This window comes from Pseudomonas sp. CM27, from assembly GCF_013179515.1.
Classification (GTDB): Bacteria; Pseudomonadota; Gammaproteobacteria; order Pseudomonadales; family Pseudomonadaceae; genus Aquipseudomonas.
This window is the reverse complement of record NZ_JABMCN010000141.1, coordinates 1-15,274: the sequence shown is the minus strand read 5'-3', so window position 1 is coordinate 15,274 and position 15,274 is coordinate 1. Positions and strand designations below refer to the sequence as shown.

Here is a 15,274-nt window from a genome sequence, read left to right as displayed (position 1 = left end):
TGATTTCCCGACACAGCCCCGACGGCCGTTTCCTCGATGCCTCGCCGGCAGCTTATCGTCTGCTTGGCCTGTGGCCCGAGCAACTGCGCGGCCGGGCCGTGTACAGCCTGCTGCACCCGCATGAACGCCGCCAGGTCCTGCGCCAGGCGGCCGCCGCGCTGGATCAGGACGGTTACCACACCACCACCTGCCGGGTGCGTCAGGCGGCGGGCGGTTATCGCTGGTTCGAGATCGCTAGCCGGGCCATTCGCGAGACCTACACCGGTGCCGTGGTGGAAGTGGTCAGCGTGTCGCGCGATATCACCCTGCGTATCGAAGCCCAGGAGAACCTGGCGCACAGTGCCCGCCTGGCGACGCTGGGGGAACTGGCCTCGGGCATTGCCCACGAGATCAACCAGCCGTTGGCCGCCGTGGTCAATTACGCCAATGCCAGCCAGCGCTATTTGCAGGGCCTGGAGCGCGACCCGCAAGCCCGCGAGCGGGTCGGGCAGGGCCTGCAGCGCATCAGTGAGCAGGCCACCCACGCCGCCGAAGTGATCCGCCGCCTGCGCGCGTTTCTGCGCAAAGGGCCGCGCCGGCTGCAGGCATTGGACATGGCCGAGGTGGCTGGCGAAGCAATGCGCCTTTGCGCCTGGGAAGCCGCGCGTGATCAGGTGGCCGTCGAGTTGCGCATGAGCGCGCAGTTGCCCTTGGTGTACGCCGACCGGGTGCTGCTGGAGCAGGTGCTGCTCAATCTGCTGCGCAACGCCATCGATGCCAACCGCGAGCAGCATGGCGAGCGGCCCTCACGTATCCTGCTCGGCGCCGTGCGCGAAGGCGACGGTGTGCGGGTCGAGGTGGCCGACCAGGGCCCAGGCGTGGCGCCTGGGCGGCTGGATGACATCTTCACGCCATTTACCACCAGCAAGGCCGACGGCCTGGGCTTGGGTTTGAGCATGAGCCGCAGCCTGATTGAAGGGTTTGGCGGCAGCCTGTGGGCGCGGGCCGGTGACAACGGGGGCCTGGTACTGTGCTGCCGGCTGGCGGTGAGCAGGGGATAAAGGGGGTAGTGGTGCAAGCGAAAGTGTATGTGGTCGATGACGACCAGGGGATGCGTGATTCGACCGTATGGTTGCTGCAGTCAGTGGGCCTGCAGGCCTTGCCGTTCGCCAGTGGGCAGGCGTTTCTCGACGCCTGTGTGGACGATGGGGCGGCCTGCGTGCTGCTGGATGTGCGCATGCCGGGGCTGGGCGGGCTGGCCGTACAGCAGGCCATGCGCGAGCGCGGCTTGGCGCTGCCGGTAATCTTTGTCAGCGGCCATGCCGATGTGCCGATCGTGGTGCGTGCGTTCAAGGCTGGCGCCTGCGACTTCATCGAGAAGCCCTACAGCGACCAGTTGTTGCTCGACAGCGTGCAGGCCGCACTGGAGTCCGCCGAGCGGGCGCGTAAGTGCGATCAGGCGCTGGCCGAGGTGCAAGCGCGCATCGACGGCCTGACGCCGCGTGAGCGTGATGTGTTCGTGCCGCTGGCCCAAGGCTTGAGCAACCGCGAGATTGCCGAGCGGTTGGGCGTCAGCGTGAAGACTGTGGACTTGTACCGGGGGCGGGTGATGAAGCGGTTGCAGGCCACCAGCCTGGCCGAGCTGGTGGGGATTGCGATTGCTTGCGGGGCGGTCGAGGCGTTGGGCCTGCGAACCGTGTAGGAGATCCCAAAAGAACTGATGCTGGGTGCACCGCGTACCTTGCGGGAGCGGGCGCGCCCGCGAAGAATCCAACGCGGTGCATGGCACCGGCTGCGCCTGTGTTCGCGGGCACGCCCGCTACCACAGGCCTCTACAGGGCTGCGTAGGGCAAATATCATGAAATTTTGCATAGCTAGCTAATCAAGGCTTTGACATTCACTGCCTAGGCAGTAATATTTGTACACAATTGCCCGAGCAGTCCCTGATGGCCCATTTCTCACCCGAAAACTTCCAGACCTGCGCCATCGGCATGTTGCTTGGCCGCGCGGCGATCCTCAAGGACCGCATCCTCGACTGGCACCTCGAATCAGAGGGCGTCACTGCCGCGCAGTTCAAGGTGCTGATCATCGTCACCCAGTATCAGGTGGACACTCCGGCCGAGCTGTGCCGCTACCTCGGCCTGGACAGCGGTTCGATGACCCGCATGCTCGACCGCCTCGAGCAGAAGGAGCTGGTCGTGCGCAACCGCTGCGCCGATGACCGCCGCCAGGTGCGCCTGGCGCTCACCGCCGACGGCCAGCGCCTGGCCGACCGCCTGCCGGAAATCGGCGCTGCGGCCATGAACGAGCTGTGCGGTGTGCTGCAACCCGAGGAGCTGAAGACCCTGGAAGGCCTGCTGGCCAAGGTGCTGCTCGGCGCTGGCGACCCTTTGACGATCCGCCGCTTCGGCGACCGTTGAACCCTGTCACGAATTATTCAAGGTATTGTCATGGCCACTTCCGCAGACACTCAAAATCCCCCCGCCGCACCCGAGCCGTCGCGCAAACGCAAGGTCTGGCTGCTTGGCCTGCTGCTGCTGATCATCGTTGGCGGTGTCGGCGTCTGGGCCTGGTACAGCCTTGTCGGGCGCTGGCACCAGAGCACCGATGACGCCTACGTCAATGGCAACGTGGTGGAGATCACCCCGCTGGTCACCGGCACCGTCACCAGCATCGGCGCCGATGACGGTGACCTGGTCCATGCCGGCCAGGTGCTGTTGCAATTCGACCCGGCCGACAGCGAAGTGGCCTTGCAGTCCGCCGAAGCCAAGCTGGCCCGCAGCGTGCGCCAGGTGCGCGGGCTCTACAGCAATGTCGACTCGCTCAAGGCACAGCTGGAGACGCGCCAGGCAGAACTGCGCAAGGCACAGCAGGACTTCAATCGGCGCAAGGTGCTGGCCGACAGCGGTGCGATTGCCGCCGAAGAGCTGTCCCACGCTCGCGATGATCTGAGCGTGGCCCAGGCCGCCGTCAACAGTGCCCGCCAGCAACTGAGCACCAGCAGCGCGCTGGTCGACGACACGGTAGTGTCCTCGCACCCCGAGGTGATGGCGGCTGCCGCCGACCTGCGCCAGGCTTACCTCGACCACGCCCGCACCACCCTGGTAGCGCCGGTTACCGGCTACGTCGCCAAGCGCACCGTGCAGCTGGGCCAGCGCCTGCAGCCAGGCACTGCGACCATGGCGGTGATCCCGCTGGACCAGGTGTGGATCGACGCCAACTTCAAGGAAACCCAGCTGCGTGACATGCGCATCGGCCAGCCGGTCGAGATCAGCGCCGACCTGTACGGCAGCGAGGTCAAATACAGCGGCACGGTCGACAGCCTGGGGGCCGGCACCGGTAGCGCCTTTGCCTTGCTACCGGCGCAGAATGCCACCGGTAACTGGATCAAGATTGTCCAGCGCGTGCCGGTACGCATCCACCTCAGCCCCGACCAGCTCAAGGACCACCCGCTGCGTATCGGCTTGTCCACCGTGGTGGAAGTCGACCTGCACGACCAGAGCGGCCCGACCCTGGCCCAGCAGCCACCGCAGCAGGCCAGCTACACCACCCAGGTGTATGACCGTCAGCTGGTCGAAGCGGACAACCTGATCGCCCGGTTGATCCACGAAAACAGCGCAACCGGCAAGACGGCCCAACGATGAGCAACAATGCTGCGGCCCAGTTCACGCCACCGAGCCTGCTGCTGACCACCATCGGCCTGTCGCTGGCGACCTTCATGCAGGTGCTCGACACCACCATTGCCAACGTCGCCCTGCCGACCATTTCCGGCAACCTGGGGGTGAGTTACGAGCAGGGCACCTGGGTTATTACCTCGTTTGCTGTGAGCAACGCCATCGCCTTGCCCCTGACCGGATGGCTGAGCCGGCGGTTTGGTGAGGTGAAGCTGTTCATCTGGGCCACGCTTCTGTTCGTGGTGGCCTCGTTCCTGTGCGGCATCGCCCAGTCGATGCCTGAGCTGGTGGGCTTTCGTGTGTTGCAGGGGGTGGTTGCCGGGCCGTTGTACCCGATGACCCAGACGTTGCTCATTGCGGTGTACCCGCCCGCGAAACGGGGGATGGCCCTGGCGCTGCTGGCGATGGTCACGGTGGTGGCGCCGATTGCCGGGCCGATCCTGGGGGGCTGGATTACTGACAGTTACAGTTGGCCGTGGATCTTCTTCATCAACGTGCCGATCGGCCTGTTCGCTGCCGCTGTGGTGCGCCAGCAGATGCGCTCGCGGCCGGTGGTTACCAGTCGCCAGCCGATGGACTACATCGGGCTGCTGACGCTGATCATCGGCGTTGGCGCGCTGCAGGTGGTGCTGGACAAGGGTAACGACCTGGACTGGTTCGAGTCGTCGTTCATCATCATCGGCAGTGTGATTTCGGTGGTGTTCCTGGCGGTGTTCGTGATCTGGGAACTCACCGACCGGCACCCGGTGGTGAACCTGCGGCTGTTCGTGCACCGCAACTTCCGGGTGGGCACCATCGTGCTGGTGGGGGGCTATGCGGGGTTCTTCGGCATCAACCTGATCCTGCCGCAGTGGCTGCAGACGCAGATGGGCTATACGGCCACCTGGGCGGGTCTGGCGGTGGCGCCGATCGGCCTGCTGCCGGTGATCATGTCGCCGTTCGTGGGCAAGTATGCGCACCGGTTCGACCTGCGGGTGCTGGCGGGGCTGGCGTTTCTGGCGATCGGTGCCAGCTGCTACATGCGGGCGGGCTTTACCAGTGAGGTGGACTTCCAGCACGTGGCGTTGGTGCAGCTGTTCATGGGGATTGGTGTGGCGCTGTTCTTCATGCCGACGTTGAGCATATTGCTGTCTGACCTGCCGCCGCACCAGATTGCCGATGGCTCCGGGTTGGCAACTTTCCTGCGTACCCTGGGGGGGAGCTTTGCGGCGTCGTTGACGACCTGGATCTGGATCCGCCGGGCGGACCAGCACCATGCGTACCTGAGCGAGAACATCAGCCAGTTCGACCCGACTACGCGGCATACGCTTGAACAACTGGGTGGGGCAAGCCCGCAGAGTTATGCGCAGCTGGAGCAGATTCTCAACGGGCAGGCATACATGATGTCGACGGTGGATTACTTCACGTTGATGACTTGGGTGTTTGCGGGGTTGATATTGCTGGTGTGGTTTGCCAAGCCGCCATTTACGGCCAAGGCGGGGCCGGCTTCGGCGGGGCATTGATGGGTATGCTGCGGCTTGAAGCTTGAAGCTTGAAGCTTGAAGCTTGAAGCTTGTGCGCCGGTTTTGATGCAGCGAACAGTCCATTTGCGATGGCGACGCTGACTCACCTTTTCGCCCTTACGGCGAGTCACTTTTTTCTTGGAAAAAAGTAACCAAAAACCGCTCGCTCCCATCATCCGGCCCCTACGCTTCGCTTCGGGGTCCCCTCACTCCGGCCTTGCTCCCGGGAGGACCGCGCTGCAGGCCCCATCCTGGGGCCCAGCGCTTGACAGGCATCCTTGCCCGTCACCTCCCTCCGCAAGGCCTGCGTTCGGCCTCCTGAAGTCGCGACGATCAAGATCAAGATCAAGATCTATAGCAACAGCACTGATCTTGATCATTCCACTGTGCAGACTTTTCGCCTATTGTCGAGTTTCCCTTCCCGAACGACTGGCACATTCATGCAGAAAGTCATCGTCATCACCGGCGGTAGCCGGGGCATTGGCGCCGCCACAGCGCTGCTGGCTGCCCGCCAGGGCTACCGCATCTGCATCAACTACCACGCCGACGAACAGGCAGCCGAAGATATCCTCGGCCAGGTCCGCGCTCTGGGCGCCCAGGCTATCGCCGTGCGCGCCGACGCCAGCGTTGAAGACGAGATTGTCCAGCTGTTCCGGCGCGTCGACGAGGAGCTCGGCCCGGTCACTGCACTGGTCAACAATGCCGGCACCATTGGCCAGCAGAGCCGCGTCGAGGACATGTCCGAGTTCCGCCTGCTAAAGGTCATGAAGACCAATGTCGTCGGCCCCATGCTCTGCACCAAGCACGCCCTGCTGCGCATGGCGCGCCGGCATGGCGGGCAAGGCGGGGCCATTGTCAACGTGTCGTCGATGGCCGCGCGCCTGGGCTCGCCCAACGAATATGTCGACTATGCCGCCTCCAAGGGCGCGCTCGATACCTTCACCATCGGCTTGGCCAAGGAAGTGGCAGGCGAGGGCATTCGCGTGAATGGTGTACGGCCGGGCTATATCCACACCGGTTTCCATGCGCTGTCCGGCGACCCCGACCGGGTCAGCAAGCTGGAAGCCGGTCTGCCCATGGGACGTGGCGGGCATCCCGAGGAAGTGGCCGAGGCCATCCTGTGGCTGCTCTCCGACAAGGCGTCCTACTCCACCGGCACCTTCATCGACCTCAGCGGCGGGCGCTGAACGCCCCCGTCAACTTTCGATCAGTTCCCGTACCCGCTCGGCCAGCACTTCCAGTTCGAACGGCTTGGTCAGCACCAGCGTACCCTGCAGCAACTGGCCGTCACTGAGCGCCGCGCTTTCGTCGTAACCGGTGATGAACAGCACCTTCAGATCGGGATAGCGCTCACGGCAACGCTCGGCCACCTGCCGGCCATTCAGGCCGCCGGGCAGGCCGATATCACTCAGTAGCAGGTCTGGCCGCTCAGCGTTTTGCAGGTGGGCGAGGGCGGCGGGGCCGTTTTCGAACGCGTCGACCCGATAGCCCAGCTCCTCCAGCACTTCGCAGACCACCAGGCGCAGCGCGGACTGGTCCTCGACCAGCAGAATGCGTTGCTCTGTCGACGCGCTTCTTACCAAAGGTGTACGGCGCGGTCTGGGGGCCGGCGCCTGCGGTTGCGTGTGGTGGCGGGGCAGCAGCAGTTCGATGCGCGTGCCCTCACCCAGCACCGACAGCACCCGCAGTTGTCCGCCTGACTGCCGCACGAAGCCGTAGGCCATGGATAGCCCCAGACCGGTGCCTTGGCCCGCCGGTTTGGTGGTGAAGAACGGCTCGACGGCGCGCTCGGCCACCTCTGCCGACATGCCTTTGCCATCGTCGATGATACTCAGCCGCAGATACTCGCCGGCTGGCAGTTCCAGTGCCTGGGCCTGATTGGGGTCGAGCAGCAAGTTGTCGCCGATGATATCGATCGCACCGCCTGCGGGCATGGCATCGCGGGCATTGATGCATAGGTTGAGCAGGGCGCTTTCCAGTTGTGGCGGGTCGATGAACGTTGGCCACAACTGGCTGGCGAATTGGCTGCTCAGGGTAATTGCCGGGCCGATGGTGCGGCGTAGCAGCTCCTCCATGCCGGTTACCAGCGTGGCCACTTGCGTGGAGCAAGGTTGCAGGGTCTGCTGGCGAGAAAAGGCCAGCAGCCTGTGCACCAGCGAAGAAGCCCGCTGCGCCGAACCGCTGGACAGCTCCAGCAACGGTTCCAGGGCGTCAAAGCGCGACTGCTCAAGGCGTTGGCGCATCAGCTCCTGGGCGCCCAGGATGCCGCCGAGCAAATTGTTGAAGTCATGGGCGATACCCCCACTGAGCTGGCCCACGGCTTCCATTTTCTGCGCTTGGCGCAAGGCTTCCTCCGCCTTGGCCAGGCGTTCTTGCTCCCGCACCCGCTCGCTGATGTCATAGGCAAACAGGTAGGCACCCTGGATTTCACCTTCGGCGTTACGCAGGGCGTTGAAGCGCAGCTCGTAATGGCGTTGTGCGGCTACCTGACCAAAGCGGCCGATTTCGGTGAACTGCTCGCCCGCCAGGGCGCGCTGCCACATTGGTAAAATTGGGGTCTGGCCATCGCTGCCATCGTCGATCAGCGTCGGGACGTAATCGCCGACCTCCGGTGCTTGCCCATACAGCAACCGAAAGTCGTGTTTCGCCTGGCTGTTGACCGCCAGCCAGCGCATGTCGTTACCGACCACATGCACGTTGACGACGCTGTGGTCGATCAGCTCTGCAAACAGTCGGCGCTCCGCCAGTGCGATATTCACCCGCTGTTCAAGCTCTTCGTTCAGGCGCTGCAAGGCCTGTTCCGCCCGCCGGCGTTCGGTGACGTCCTTGAACAGCACCGCCACCTGGCGCCTTTCGGCCGGCTCCACGCGGAAAGTGGTAACGGACAGTACATGGCCGGTGGCCACCAGCTCCTGCTCGAATTGCAAGGGTTCGCCCGTGCGCAGCACCGCGCCATAGCGTGCCACCCAGCCATCCGCCTCGTCGGGCACCATTTCGCGCAGCTTCTGCCCGACCACGTTGGCGATGCCGGCGTGTTTGGCGTACGCCGCATTGGCCAGCACGTGCACATAGTCACTGAGCGGCCCGTGCGGGCCGTCGAAAAACTCGATGATGCAGAAACCTTCGTCCATGGTGTCGAACAGCGAACGGTAGAGGTTCTGATCATGGCCTTGAAGGCTCGCAACCTGTGCCTCCAGTAGCGCGTTCTGCCGCTGCAGGGCTTCGACTTGTTGATGCAGGGAAAGCAGGTCGCGGGATGACATGCCGAGGTCCGACGCAAGAGAAGGCAAAGACTTTAACCTGTTCGCCTGTAGGCGGATACCCGGTCGGCCTGCTGCCCATTGGGTGGTTAGGCATCAGAACGAGCGGATGATCCGCCCCAGGGTTTCCATGGCCCTTTCGGCGCCGTCATGCCAAGGGCTGCCGTAGTTCAGGCGGATACAGTTGCCGAAGCGCCGGGTGGGCGAAAAGATCGGCCCGGGGGCGATGCTGATGCCTTGGGCCAAGGCCATGTGAAACAGTTTCAGGGCGTCCATCTGCTCGGGCAGTTCCAGCCACAGGAAGTAGCCCCCGGACGGTTGGCTTACCCGTGTCTGAGCCGGGAAGTAGCGGGCGATGGCGGCCAGCATGTTGGCCTGCTGGCCCTCCAGGGCATAGCGCAGCTTGCGCAGGTGCCGGTCGTATCCGCCGTGCTGCAGGTAGTCGGCAATGGCCGCCTGCGCCGGCATCGAAGCGCAAAGCGACGTCATCAGCTTGAGCCGCTCGATCTTCTGCGCAAAGCGCCCGGCCGCGACCCAGCCGATCCGGTAGCCGGGTGCCAGGCTTTTGGCGAACGAACCACAGTGCATGACCAGGCCCTGGGTGTCGAAGGCCTTGGCGGGTTTGGGTGCCTGCTGCGAGTAGTACAACTCGGCATACACATCGTCCTCGATCAAGGGCACCTGATGGCGCGCAAGCATTTCTACCAGGGCCTGCTTCTTCGCCTCCGGCATGCTTGCGCCTACCGGGTTCTGGAAATTGGTCATGCACCACACGGCCTTGACCGGGTGTTTTTCCAGGGTCTGCGCCAGTACACCCAGGTCCATGCCTTCGCGCGGGTGCACGGGGATTTCCACTGCCTTGAGCTTGAGCCGCTCCAGCACCTGCAGGCAGGCATAAAAGGCCGGGGCTTCGATGGCCACCAGATCGCCGGGCTCGGTTACCGCCTGCAGGCACAGGTTCAATGCTTCCAGCGCGCCGTTGGTGATCAGCAGCTCTTCCATTGGCAGCATCAGCCCGCCCACCATGTAGCGCAGGGCAATCTGCCGGCGCAATTGCGGGTTGCCGGGCGACAGGTCGGTCACCACCATGCGCGGGTCCATGCTGCGGCTGGCGCTGGCCAGCGAGCGCGACAGACGTTGCAGCGGGAACAGTTCGGGGCTGGGGAAGGCCGAGCCGAACGGTATGGTGTTGGGGTCCTTGATCGAATCCAGGATCGAGAACACCAGCGCGCTGACGTCGACGTCGGTGGACTCGCTGACCGGCTGCAGCGCCTGTGGCTCGCTGAACTGGCGTGGGGCGTGGGTGTTGACGAAGTAACCCGAGCGCGGCCGGGCACGAATGAGCCCGCGCCGTTCCAGCAGGTAATAGGCCTGGAACACGGTGGACGGGCTGACCCCGTGGGTCTGGCTGGCATAGCGCACCGAAGGCACGCGCTGGCCGGGGCCCAGCACCCCGGAGCGGATCAGTTCGGCGATGTCGTCGGCGAAGCGTTCGTAACGTTTCATTCTGGCCTTCTGTCGAAGCCTGGCAGGCAAGGTGGTGTCAGTGTAAGGGATCAGCGGTTGATCGGTGCGACGAAGCGGCTCTCGGCCACGCTGCGCACAGCAGGGTTGTCACGTTCGCTGATTTCAAAATTCAGGGTCTGCGAACTGCTGGTCGGGCGCTCGGCGAGCATCGCCACCGATACTGGCAGTTCACTCATTTCACCGGCAGGGATCACCAGGGTGCTGTTGCCCTGCAAGGTGAAACCGTCGGCGTCCAGCAAGCGCAGTGCATAGTGCTGTGTGCGCTCGGTCTTGTTGATGACTTTCAGCAGGTAGATGTTTTCGATCTGGCCCAGGGCGTTCTCGCGGAACAGGCCGCGGTCCTTGATAACGTCCAGCGACACCATCGGGCGCAACTGCAGGGCCAGCACCAGCGCACCGATCATCAGCACCAGTGCGGCGGCGTACCCGAGCAGGCGCGGGCGCAGCCAGTGGGTGGTGCCGCCCTGCAGGCTGTGTTCTGACTTGTAGCCGATCAGCCCGCGCGGGTAACCCATCTTGTCCATCACCCCGTCACAGGCGTCGATGCACGCGGCGCAACCGATGCAGGCCATCTGCAGGCCATCGCGAATATCGATACCGGTGGGGCATACCTGCACGCACAGGGTGCAGTCGGTGCAGTCGCCCAGGCCTTGGGCGCGTGCGTCGCTGCCTTTCTTGCGCGGGCCTCGGGTTTCACCGCGACGCGGGTCGTAGGCCACCGCGAGGGTGTCCTTGTCGAACATCACGCTCTGGAAACGGGCATAAGGACACATGTGCAGGCACACCGCTTCGCGCAGCAGGCCGGCATTGATGTAGGTGGCGGCGGTGAAGAACAGCACCCAGAACAGCGCCACGCCGCCCAGTTGCAACGTGAACAGCTCCGCCGCCAGTGGCCGGATAGGGGTGAAGTAGCCGACGAAGGTCAGCCCGGTAACTACGCCGATGGCCAGCCACAGGCTGTGCTTGAGCGTGCGGCGGGCGAATTTGCCCGGGGTCCAGGGCGCGGCGGCCAGCTTGATGCGCTGGTTGCGGTCACCCTCGATGAGTTTCTCGCACCACATGAACAGCCAGGTCCAGGTGCTTTGCGGGCAGCTGTAGCCGCACCACACGCGGCCGGCATACACGGTGATGGCAAACAGGCCGAAGGCACAGATGATCAGCAGTGCCGACAGCAGGATGAAGTCCTGGGGCCAGAAGGTGGCGCCGAAGATGTGAAATTTGCTGTTCTCCAAATCCCACAGCACGGCCTGGCGGCCATCCCAGTTCAGCCAGGCGGTGCCGAAAAACAGCACAAACAGCACACCGGCGAAGCCGATGCGCAGGTTGCGGTACAGCCCGGTGAAGCTGCGGGTGTGGATGCCGCTGTCGTAGCGTCGCGTCCGGGGACTGGCTGGGGCAGTGGTGATCTCTGTGAAAGGGACTCTATCGCTCATGGTTCTGTGCTCATCAGGCCTCGATCAGGCATGAGCACTATGGCCCTGAAGCTGTTATCAGCACAGGTTCAGATTTTACGATAAAAACCATATCAGTTGCTGGGTTGCGCCCCGCCAGGCCTCAGATTACCGAGCCTGGCGTACTGGCCTTCAGATGCCTGCGGCTATCCACCGCACCCGCCACGGTAAGTGCATCGGCCTCGGCTTCGGTAATGGGCACGCGCTGGCCTGCGAGCAGGGCTACCGACATGCGCAACTGCTCGTCGGTGACGATTTCGATGTCCGGGCCGTCGCCCTCGATACGCACGTCTTCGCCAACCAGCGTGCAGCGGCGGGTGGTTTCGTCGACTTCAACAGGCATGGTGTGGTCCTCCTGGGGTTGTTACAGGGTGGACCACGGGGCAGAGGCAGATGCTGCATCGGCAGGCTGAGCGGCACTTTATGAAAGGCGCAGTGGTCCACAGTTGCAGATGGCAGGCCCGGTCCTTTCGCGGTCCTGGCAATTCAATGCTCAGCGTGGGAGCGGCCGCAATGGAGCTGATCTGGCAAACGATCCAGGCCGAATTCGCCGATATCACCGACTGGCGCGAGGTGACCCAGATTTCCGTAAGGCTGCTGATGGCGGCCGTGCTGGGTGCAGTCCTGGGCTTCGAACGCGAACACAAGGGCAAGTCCGCCGGGGTGCGCACGCACATGCTGGTCTCGCTGGGCGCGGCGCTGTTCGTGCTGGCACCGAGCATGGCCGGGGCTGATGAGCAGGCGCTGAGCCGGGTGATCCAGGGCATCGTCGCCGGTATCGGCTTCCTGGGTGCGGGCACTATCCTCAAGGGTAACGGCCAGGACACCAGCCACGTGAAAGGCCTGACCACGGCCGCGGGGCTATGGATGACCGCCGCAATCGGTACGGCTGCCGGCATGGGGCGCGAAGCCACGGCGCTGATCAGCACGGTGCTGGCCCTGCTGGTGCTGGGCACGATGCCGATGCTGGTAGACAAGGTAGAAGGGCAGAACGAGGAAAAGCAGAAGGAGGAAGAGGACGGGAAGCACTGAGGGGAGCCTAAGCTCCCCTCAAAGCGTTGCTGCCTGCTCTTTTTTTATTATTGGGACGGGCCTTTTGTTGTTTTTGTAAGCCTGTCCTGGTGTTGCGAGCGACCCCCATGCGGGGTCAAGAGCAAACGTATTTTTTTGAGCGCTGACCTGCCTTCATCATTGCTGATCCGAACCTGGCTGCTGCTACCTTGTGGTAGTTTTATTGTTCTGTGCCAGACCGCGGGGCGTACCCCTGAAAAGCGTGTCGACTCCAAAAAGATCTGCTTGCTACGCCTCTGCCGTGTTGTTCTTGTTATGTCAGAGCCGTTACCTGTTGTTTTTATTGGGTATCGCATTTTTGTTGTTCTTGTACCAAAGATATAGCAGGGTGCGTGCCAACTTTTGAAAAGCCTTTAAAATCAATGGCTTAACGATTTTGCGCAAAATCCCGTCGCCTGAAATTCTGTCGATTTGTTTCCCTGTTACCCGATTTTCTACTGTGAAGCGTGGGGGCGGTAACACTCCACCCACGCACATGTGACAGCCGTATGACTTATTGTGCGCTGCGCGCCCGTGCCACCCGCGACCCGTTGTCGCGGCCCAACACGCTGCTGATGCGCCGCCCGGCGGCGATCAACCGATCAAGGTCGATGCCGGTTTCAATACCCAGCCCCTGCAGCAGGTACACCACATCTTCAGTGGCGATATTGCCGGTAGCGCCTTTGGCGTACGGGCAGCCACCGAGCCCAGCCACCGAGCTGTCGAACACGCTGATGCCTTCGAGCAGGCTGGCATAGACGTTGGCCAGGGCCTGGCCGTAGGTGTCGTGGAAGTGCCCGGCCAGCTGTGCCCGTGGTACTTGTGCCGACACCACCTCGAACAGCCGCCGGGTATCGCCGGCGGTGCCGCTGCCGATGGTGTCGCCCAGCGACACCTCGTAGCAGCCCATGTCGTGCAGGGCGCGGGCTACCGGGGCGACCTGTTCGGCACTGACCTTGCCTTCATAGGGGCAGCCGAGCACGCAGGACACATAGCCGCGTACACGCACGCCATGGTTGCGCGCGGCTTCCATGATCGGCTCGAAGCGCTTGAGGCTTTCGCTGATCGAGCAGTTGATGTTGCGCTGCGAGAACGCTTCGGAGGCGGCGGCGAACACGGCCACTTCCTTGACGCCCGCGGCCAGGGCGTCCTCGAAGCCGCGCAGGTTTGGCGCCAGAGCCGCATAAGTGACCCCCGGGCGCTGCTGGATGCTGGCGAATACCTCGGCAGAACCGGCCATTTGCGGCACCCACTTGGGCGAGACGAAACTGCCCACTTCGATGTAGGCCAGGCCCGCCTCGGTGAGGTCGTCCACCAGTCGCACCTTATCGGCGACGCTGATGGGCTGGGCTTCGTTCTGCAGGCCGTCGCGGGGGCCTACTTCGACCAGACGGACTTCTTTGGGCAAGTGCATGGCGGGTTTCCTGTGGCGTTCAGCGGTGGTCTTTGTTGTTCAGGGTGGCGGCCAGGGCCTGTTCGCAGCGCTCCTGGGCGGTGTCCAGTTCCAGTTGCATCTGGTGGATGTCGAGCATCTGCTGTTCCAGCTGGGCGCGGCGCTCGGCGATTTTCAGCAGCATGCTGTTGAGCTGTTTGAGGTTGCCACTGGTGGGGTCGTACAGCTCGATCAGTTCGCGGCACTCGGCGAGTGAGAAACCGATGCGTTTGCCGCGCAGGATGAGCTTCAGGCTGACTTTGTCGCGCGCCGAATAGATGCGTTCCAGGCCGCGGCGCTCGGGGCTGAGCAGGCCCTGTTCCTCGTAGAAACGAATGGCACGGGTGGTGATGTCAAGCTCGCGGGACAGGTCGGAGATGCTGTAGGTCTGGGTGCTCATGCTCGGGCTCGGCGTGGGGTATGGCGGTATCCTGAGGGTAGGTTGACGTTTACGTCAAGCAGGAGCCGGCACAGGCAGGCACTGATCAGTCCGGCTGCACCGCCCGCCGATAGCCATTGGGTGTCTGCCCACTCAACCGCTTGAACCACCGCGCGAAATACGTCGGGTCGGTGAACCCCAGGCTATCCGACAACTGCCCGATGCTCATGCGCGTGTACACCAGGTTCCGCCGCGCCTCCAGCAACAAGCGCTGGTGCACGACCTGCAGCGCTGTCTGCCCACTCAACGCCCGACACAGCTGATTCAGTTGCAGGCTTGGAACATTAAGCCGCGCGGCAAAATCCTCCACCGACAAATGTTCCCGGTAATGCGCCTCGACCAGGCGCAGGTATTGCCCGAGCAACTGGCGGTCACGTTCATCACGGTTGCGCGGCGCCTGGCCCAGTTGCTGGCGGCGGCTGATCCACACCATCAGCGCGGTCACCAACGCCTCGAGCAGGGCCGCCCGCGCCGGGGCGTTGCCCTGGTATTCCTGCTGCAGGGTGTCGATCAGGCTGCGCAGGTGCATACGGTCCTTGCCCAGCCGGTAACACGCCGGGTTGGCCAGCACCGTCAGTGGCACGCCAAGGCGCTGCTCCAGGGCCGCCACCAGTGCCGGGCCGAAGGTCAGCACATGGCCCTGGATATCGGCACTGAAACGAAAGCCGTGCACGGTCATCGGCGGCACCACCTGGATGGCGGCTTCGCCAATGGCGCTGCGTAAACCTTCGATCTCCACCTGGGCCTCGCCGCGCTGCACATACAGCAGCTGGAACAGCTCGGCATGCTGGTGCGGCTTGATCTCCCAATGGTGCAGGCGGCTGCGCGCCGGGATCGACTCGCAGTGCAGCAGGTCGGTGCCCGGCCAGGCCTGGTTTTCGCCGTACAACTTGAACAAGGGAACGCCGGGTAGGGTGGATTTCATGCGGGTTGGCCTGTCCGTTAATCGAACGAATTTTT

The 15,274-nt window shown here is 63.7% G+C and carries 14 protein-coding genes; 7 read left to right on the top strand and 7 right to left on the bottom strand.

Translation table 11 applies throughout. The features are described from left to right. The 6 genes from HP547_RS17790 to HP547_RS17765 all read left to right on the top strand — a co-directional run. Positions 1–1,040 (top strand): sensor histidine kinase (locus tag HP547_RS17790; protein ID WP_172286971.1); only part of this gene is annotated, 1,040 nt, incomplete at its 5' end. Positions 1,041–1,048: 8 nt separating this feature from the next. Further along, positions 1,049–1,681 carry a response regulator gene (locus tag HP547_RS17785; protein WP_172231335.1) on the top strand — a complete coding sequence of 211 codons (633 nt, stop codon included), beginning with the start codon at positions 1,049–1,051 and terminating at the stop codon, positions 1,679–1,681. Between the two features lie 244 nt (positions 1,682–1,925). Further along, entirely contained in the window at positions 1,926–2,399 is a 474-nt protein-coding gene (locus HP547_RS17780; RefSeq protein ID WP_172286970.1) for a MarR family winged helix-turn-helix transcriptional regulator, read from the top strand. Positions 2,400–2,429: 30 nt separating this feature from the next. Further along, positions 2,430–3,623, top strand: a complete 1,194-nt coding sequence (locus HP547_RS17775; RefSeq protein WP_172231341.1) for an HlyD family efflux transporter periplasmic adaptor subunit — start codon at positions 2,430–2,432, stop codon at positions 3,621–3,623. Next, positions 3,620–5,155, top strand: coding sequence for a DHA2 family efflux MFS transporter permease subunit (locus HP547_RS17770; protein WP_172231344.1), 1,536 nt, complete (start codon positions 3,620–3,622; stop codon positions 5,153–5,155). The genes HP547_RS17775 and HP547_RS17770 overlap by 4 nt, the downstream gene beginning before the upstream one ends. 440 nt (positions 5,156–5,595) lie before the next feature. Continuing rightward, complete coding sequence (locus tag HP547_RS17765) at positions 5,596–6,342, top strand: SDR family oxidoreductase (protein WP_172221220.1); 747 nt, start codon at positions 5,596–5,598, stop codon at positions 6,340–6,342. A 9-nt stretch (positions 6,343–6,351) separates the two neighbouring features. On the opposite strand, the gene HP547_RS17760 is transcribed toward HP547_RS17765, so the two are convergent. The 4 genes from HP547_RS17760 to HP547_RS17745 all read right to left on the bottom strand — a co-directional run bounded on the left by HP547_RS17760 (position 6,352) and on the right by HP547_RS17745 (position 11,736). Then, the gene (locus tag HP547_RS17760) at positions 6,352–8,418 is read right to left on the bottom strand and encodes a PAS domain-containing protein (RefSeq protein WP_172286969.1); all 2,067 of its coding nucleotides are present in this window, start codon (positions 8,416–8,418) and stop codon (positions 6,352–6,354) included. A gap of 93 nt (positions 8,419–8,511) precedes the next feature. Then, entirely contained in the window at positions 8,512–9,921 is a 1,410-nt protein-coding gene (mapR, locus tag HP547_RS17755) for a GntR family transcriptional regulator MpaR (protein WP_172221226.1), read from the bottom strand. 50 nt (positions 9,922–9,971) lie between these two features. Continuing rightward, on the bottom strand, positions 9,972–11,375 hold the full coding sequence (ccoG, locus tag HP547_RS17750; protein WP_172221229.1) for a cytochrome c oxidase accessory protein CcoG: 1,404 nt from the start codon (positions 11,373–11,375) through the stop codon (positions 9,972–9,974). Between the two features lie 121 nt (positions 11,376–11,496). Then, positions 11,497–11,736, bottom strand: a complete 240-nt coding sequence (locus HP547_RS17745; protein ID WP_172221232.1) for a DUF3203 family protein — start codon at positions 11,734–11,736, stop codon at positions 11,497–11,499. Positions 11,737–11,906: 170 nt separating this feature from the next. Here HP547_RS17745 and HP547_RS17740 point away from each other — a divergent pair, with 170 nt between their 5' ends. Further along, the gene (locus tag HP547_RS17740) at positions 11,907–12,425 is read left to right on the top strand and encodes an MgtC/SapB family protein (protein ID WP_172221235.1); all 519 of its coding nucleotides are present in this window, start codon (positions 11,907–11,909) and stop codon (positions 12,423–12,425) included. Between the two features lie 532 nt (positions 12,426–12,957). Here the strand turns inward: HP547_RS17740 and HP547_RS17735 are convergent. The 3 genes from HP547_RS17735 to HP547_RS17725 form a co-directional block, all read right to left on the bottom strand. Next, positions 12,958–13,857 carry a hydroxymethylglutaryl-CoA lyase gene (locus HP547_RS17735; RefSeq protein ID WP_172221238.1) on the bottom strand — a complete coding sequence of 300 codons (900 nt, stop codon included), beginning with the start codon at positions 13,855–13,857 and terminating at the stop codon, positions 12,958–12,960. Positions 13,858–13,876: 19 nt separating this feature from the next. Beyond that, positions 13,877–14,275 (bottom strand): MerR family DNA-binding transcriptional regulator, encoded by a 399-nt coding sequence (locus HP547_RS17730; RefSeq protein WP_172221241.1) that lies wholly within the window; start codon positions 14,273–14,275, stop codon positions 13,877–13,879. 85 nt (positions 14,276–14,360) lie between these two features. Further along, complete coding sequence (locus HP547_RS17725; RefSeq protein WP_172286968.1) at positions 14,361–15,239, bottom strand: helix-turn-helix domain-containing protein; 879 nt, start codon at positions 15,237–15,239, stop codon at positions 14,361–14,363. Positions 15,240–15,274: the final 35 nt, after the last annotated feature.

Excerpts from the sequence above, each read along its gene's own strand:
- HP547_RS17725 (WP_172286968.1), bottom strand. The coding sequence starts at position 15,239 with ATGAAATCCACCCTACCCGGCGTTCCCTTGTTCAAGTTGTACGGCGAA.
- HP547_RS17770 (WP_172231344.1), top strand. The coding sequence starts at position 3,620 with ATGAGCAACAATGCTGCGGCCCAGTTCACGCCACCGAGCCTGCTGCTG.
- ccoG (WP_172221229.1), bottom strand. The coding sequence starts at position 11,375 with ATGAGCGATAGAGTCCCTTTCACAGAGATCACCACTGCCCCAGCCAGT.
- HP547_RS17760 (WP_172286969.1), bottom strand. The coding sequence starts at position 8,418 with ATGTCATCCCGCGACCTGCTTTCCCTGCATCAACAAGTCGAAGCCCTG.
- HP547_RS17740 (WP_172221235.1), top strand. The coding sequence starts at position 11,907 with ATGGAGCTGATCTGGCAAACGATCCAGGCCGAATTCGCCGATATCACC.
- HP547_RS17735 (WP_172221238.1), bottom strand. The coding sequence starts at position 13,857 with ATGCACTTGCCCAAAGAAGTCCGTCTGGTCGAAGTAGGCCCCCGCGAC.
- HP547_RS17765 (WP_172221220.1), top strand. The coding sequence starts at position 5,596 with ATGCAGAAAGTCATCGTCATCACCGGCGGTAGCCGGGGCATTGGCGCC.
- HP547_RS17745 (WP_172221232.1), bottom strand. The coding sequence starts at position 11,736 with ATGCCTGTTGAAGTCGACGAAACCACCCGCCGCTGCACGCTGGTTGGC.
- HP547_RS17775 (WP_172231341.1), top strand. The coding sequence starts at position 2,430 with ATGGCCACTTCCGCAGACACTCAAAATCCCCCCGCCGCACCCGAGCCG.
- HP547_RS17780 (WP_172286970.1), top strand. The coding sequence starts at position 1,926 with ATGGCCCATTTCTCACCCGAAAACTTCCAGACCTGCGCCATCGGCATG.
- mapR (WP_172221226.1), bottom strand. The coding sequence starts at position 9,921 with ATGAAACGTTACGAACGCTTCGCCGACGACATCGCCGAACTGATCCGC.
- HP547_RS17730 (WP_172221241.1), bottom strand. The coding sequence starts at position 14,275 with ATGAGCACCCAGACCTACAGCATCTCCGACCTGTCCCGCGAGCTTGAC.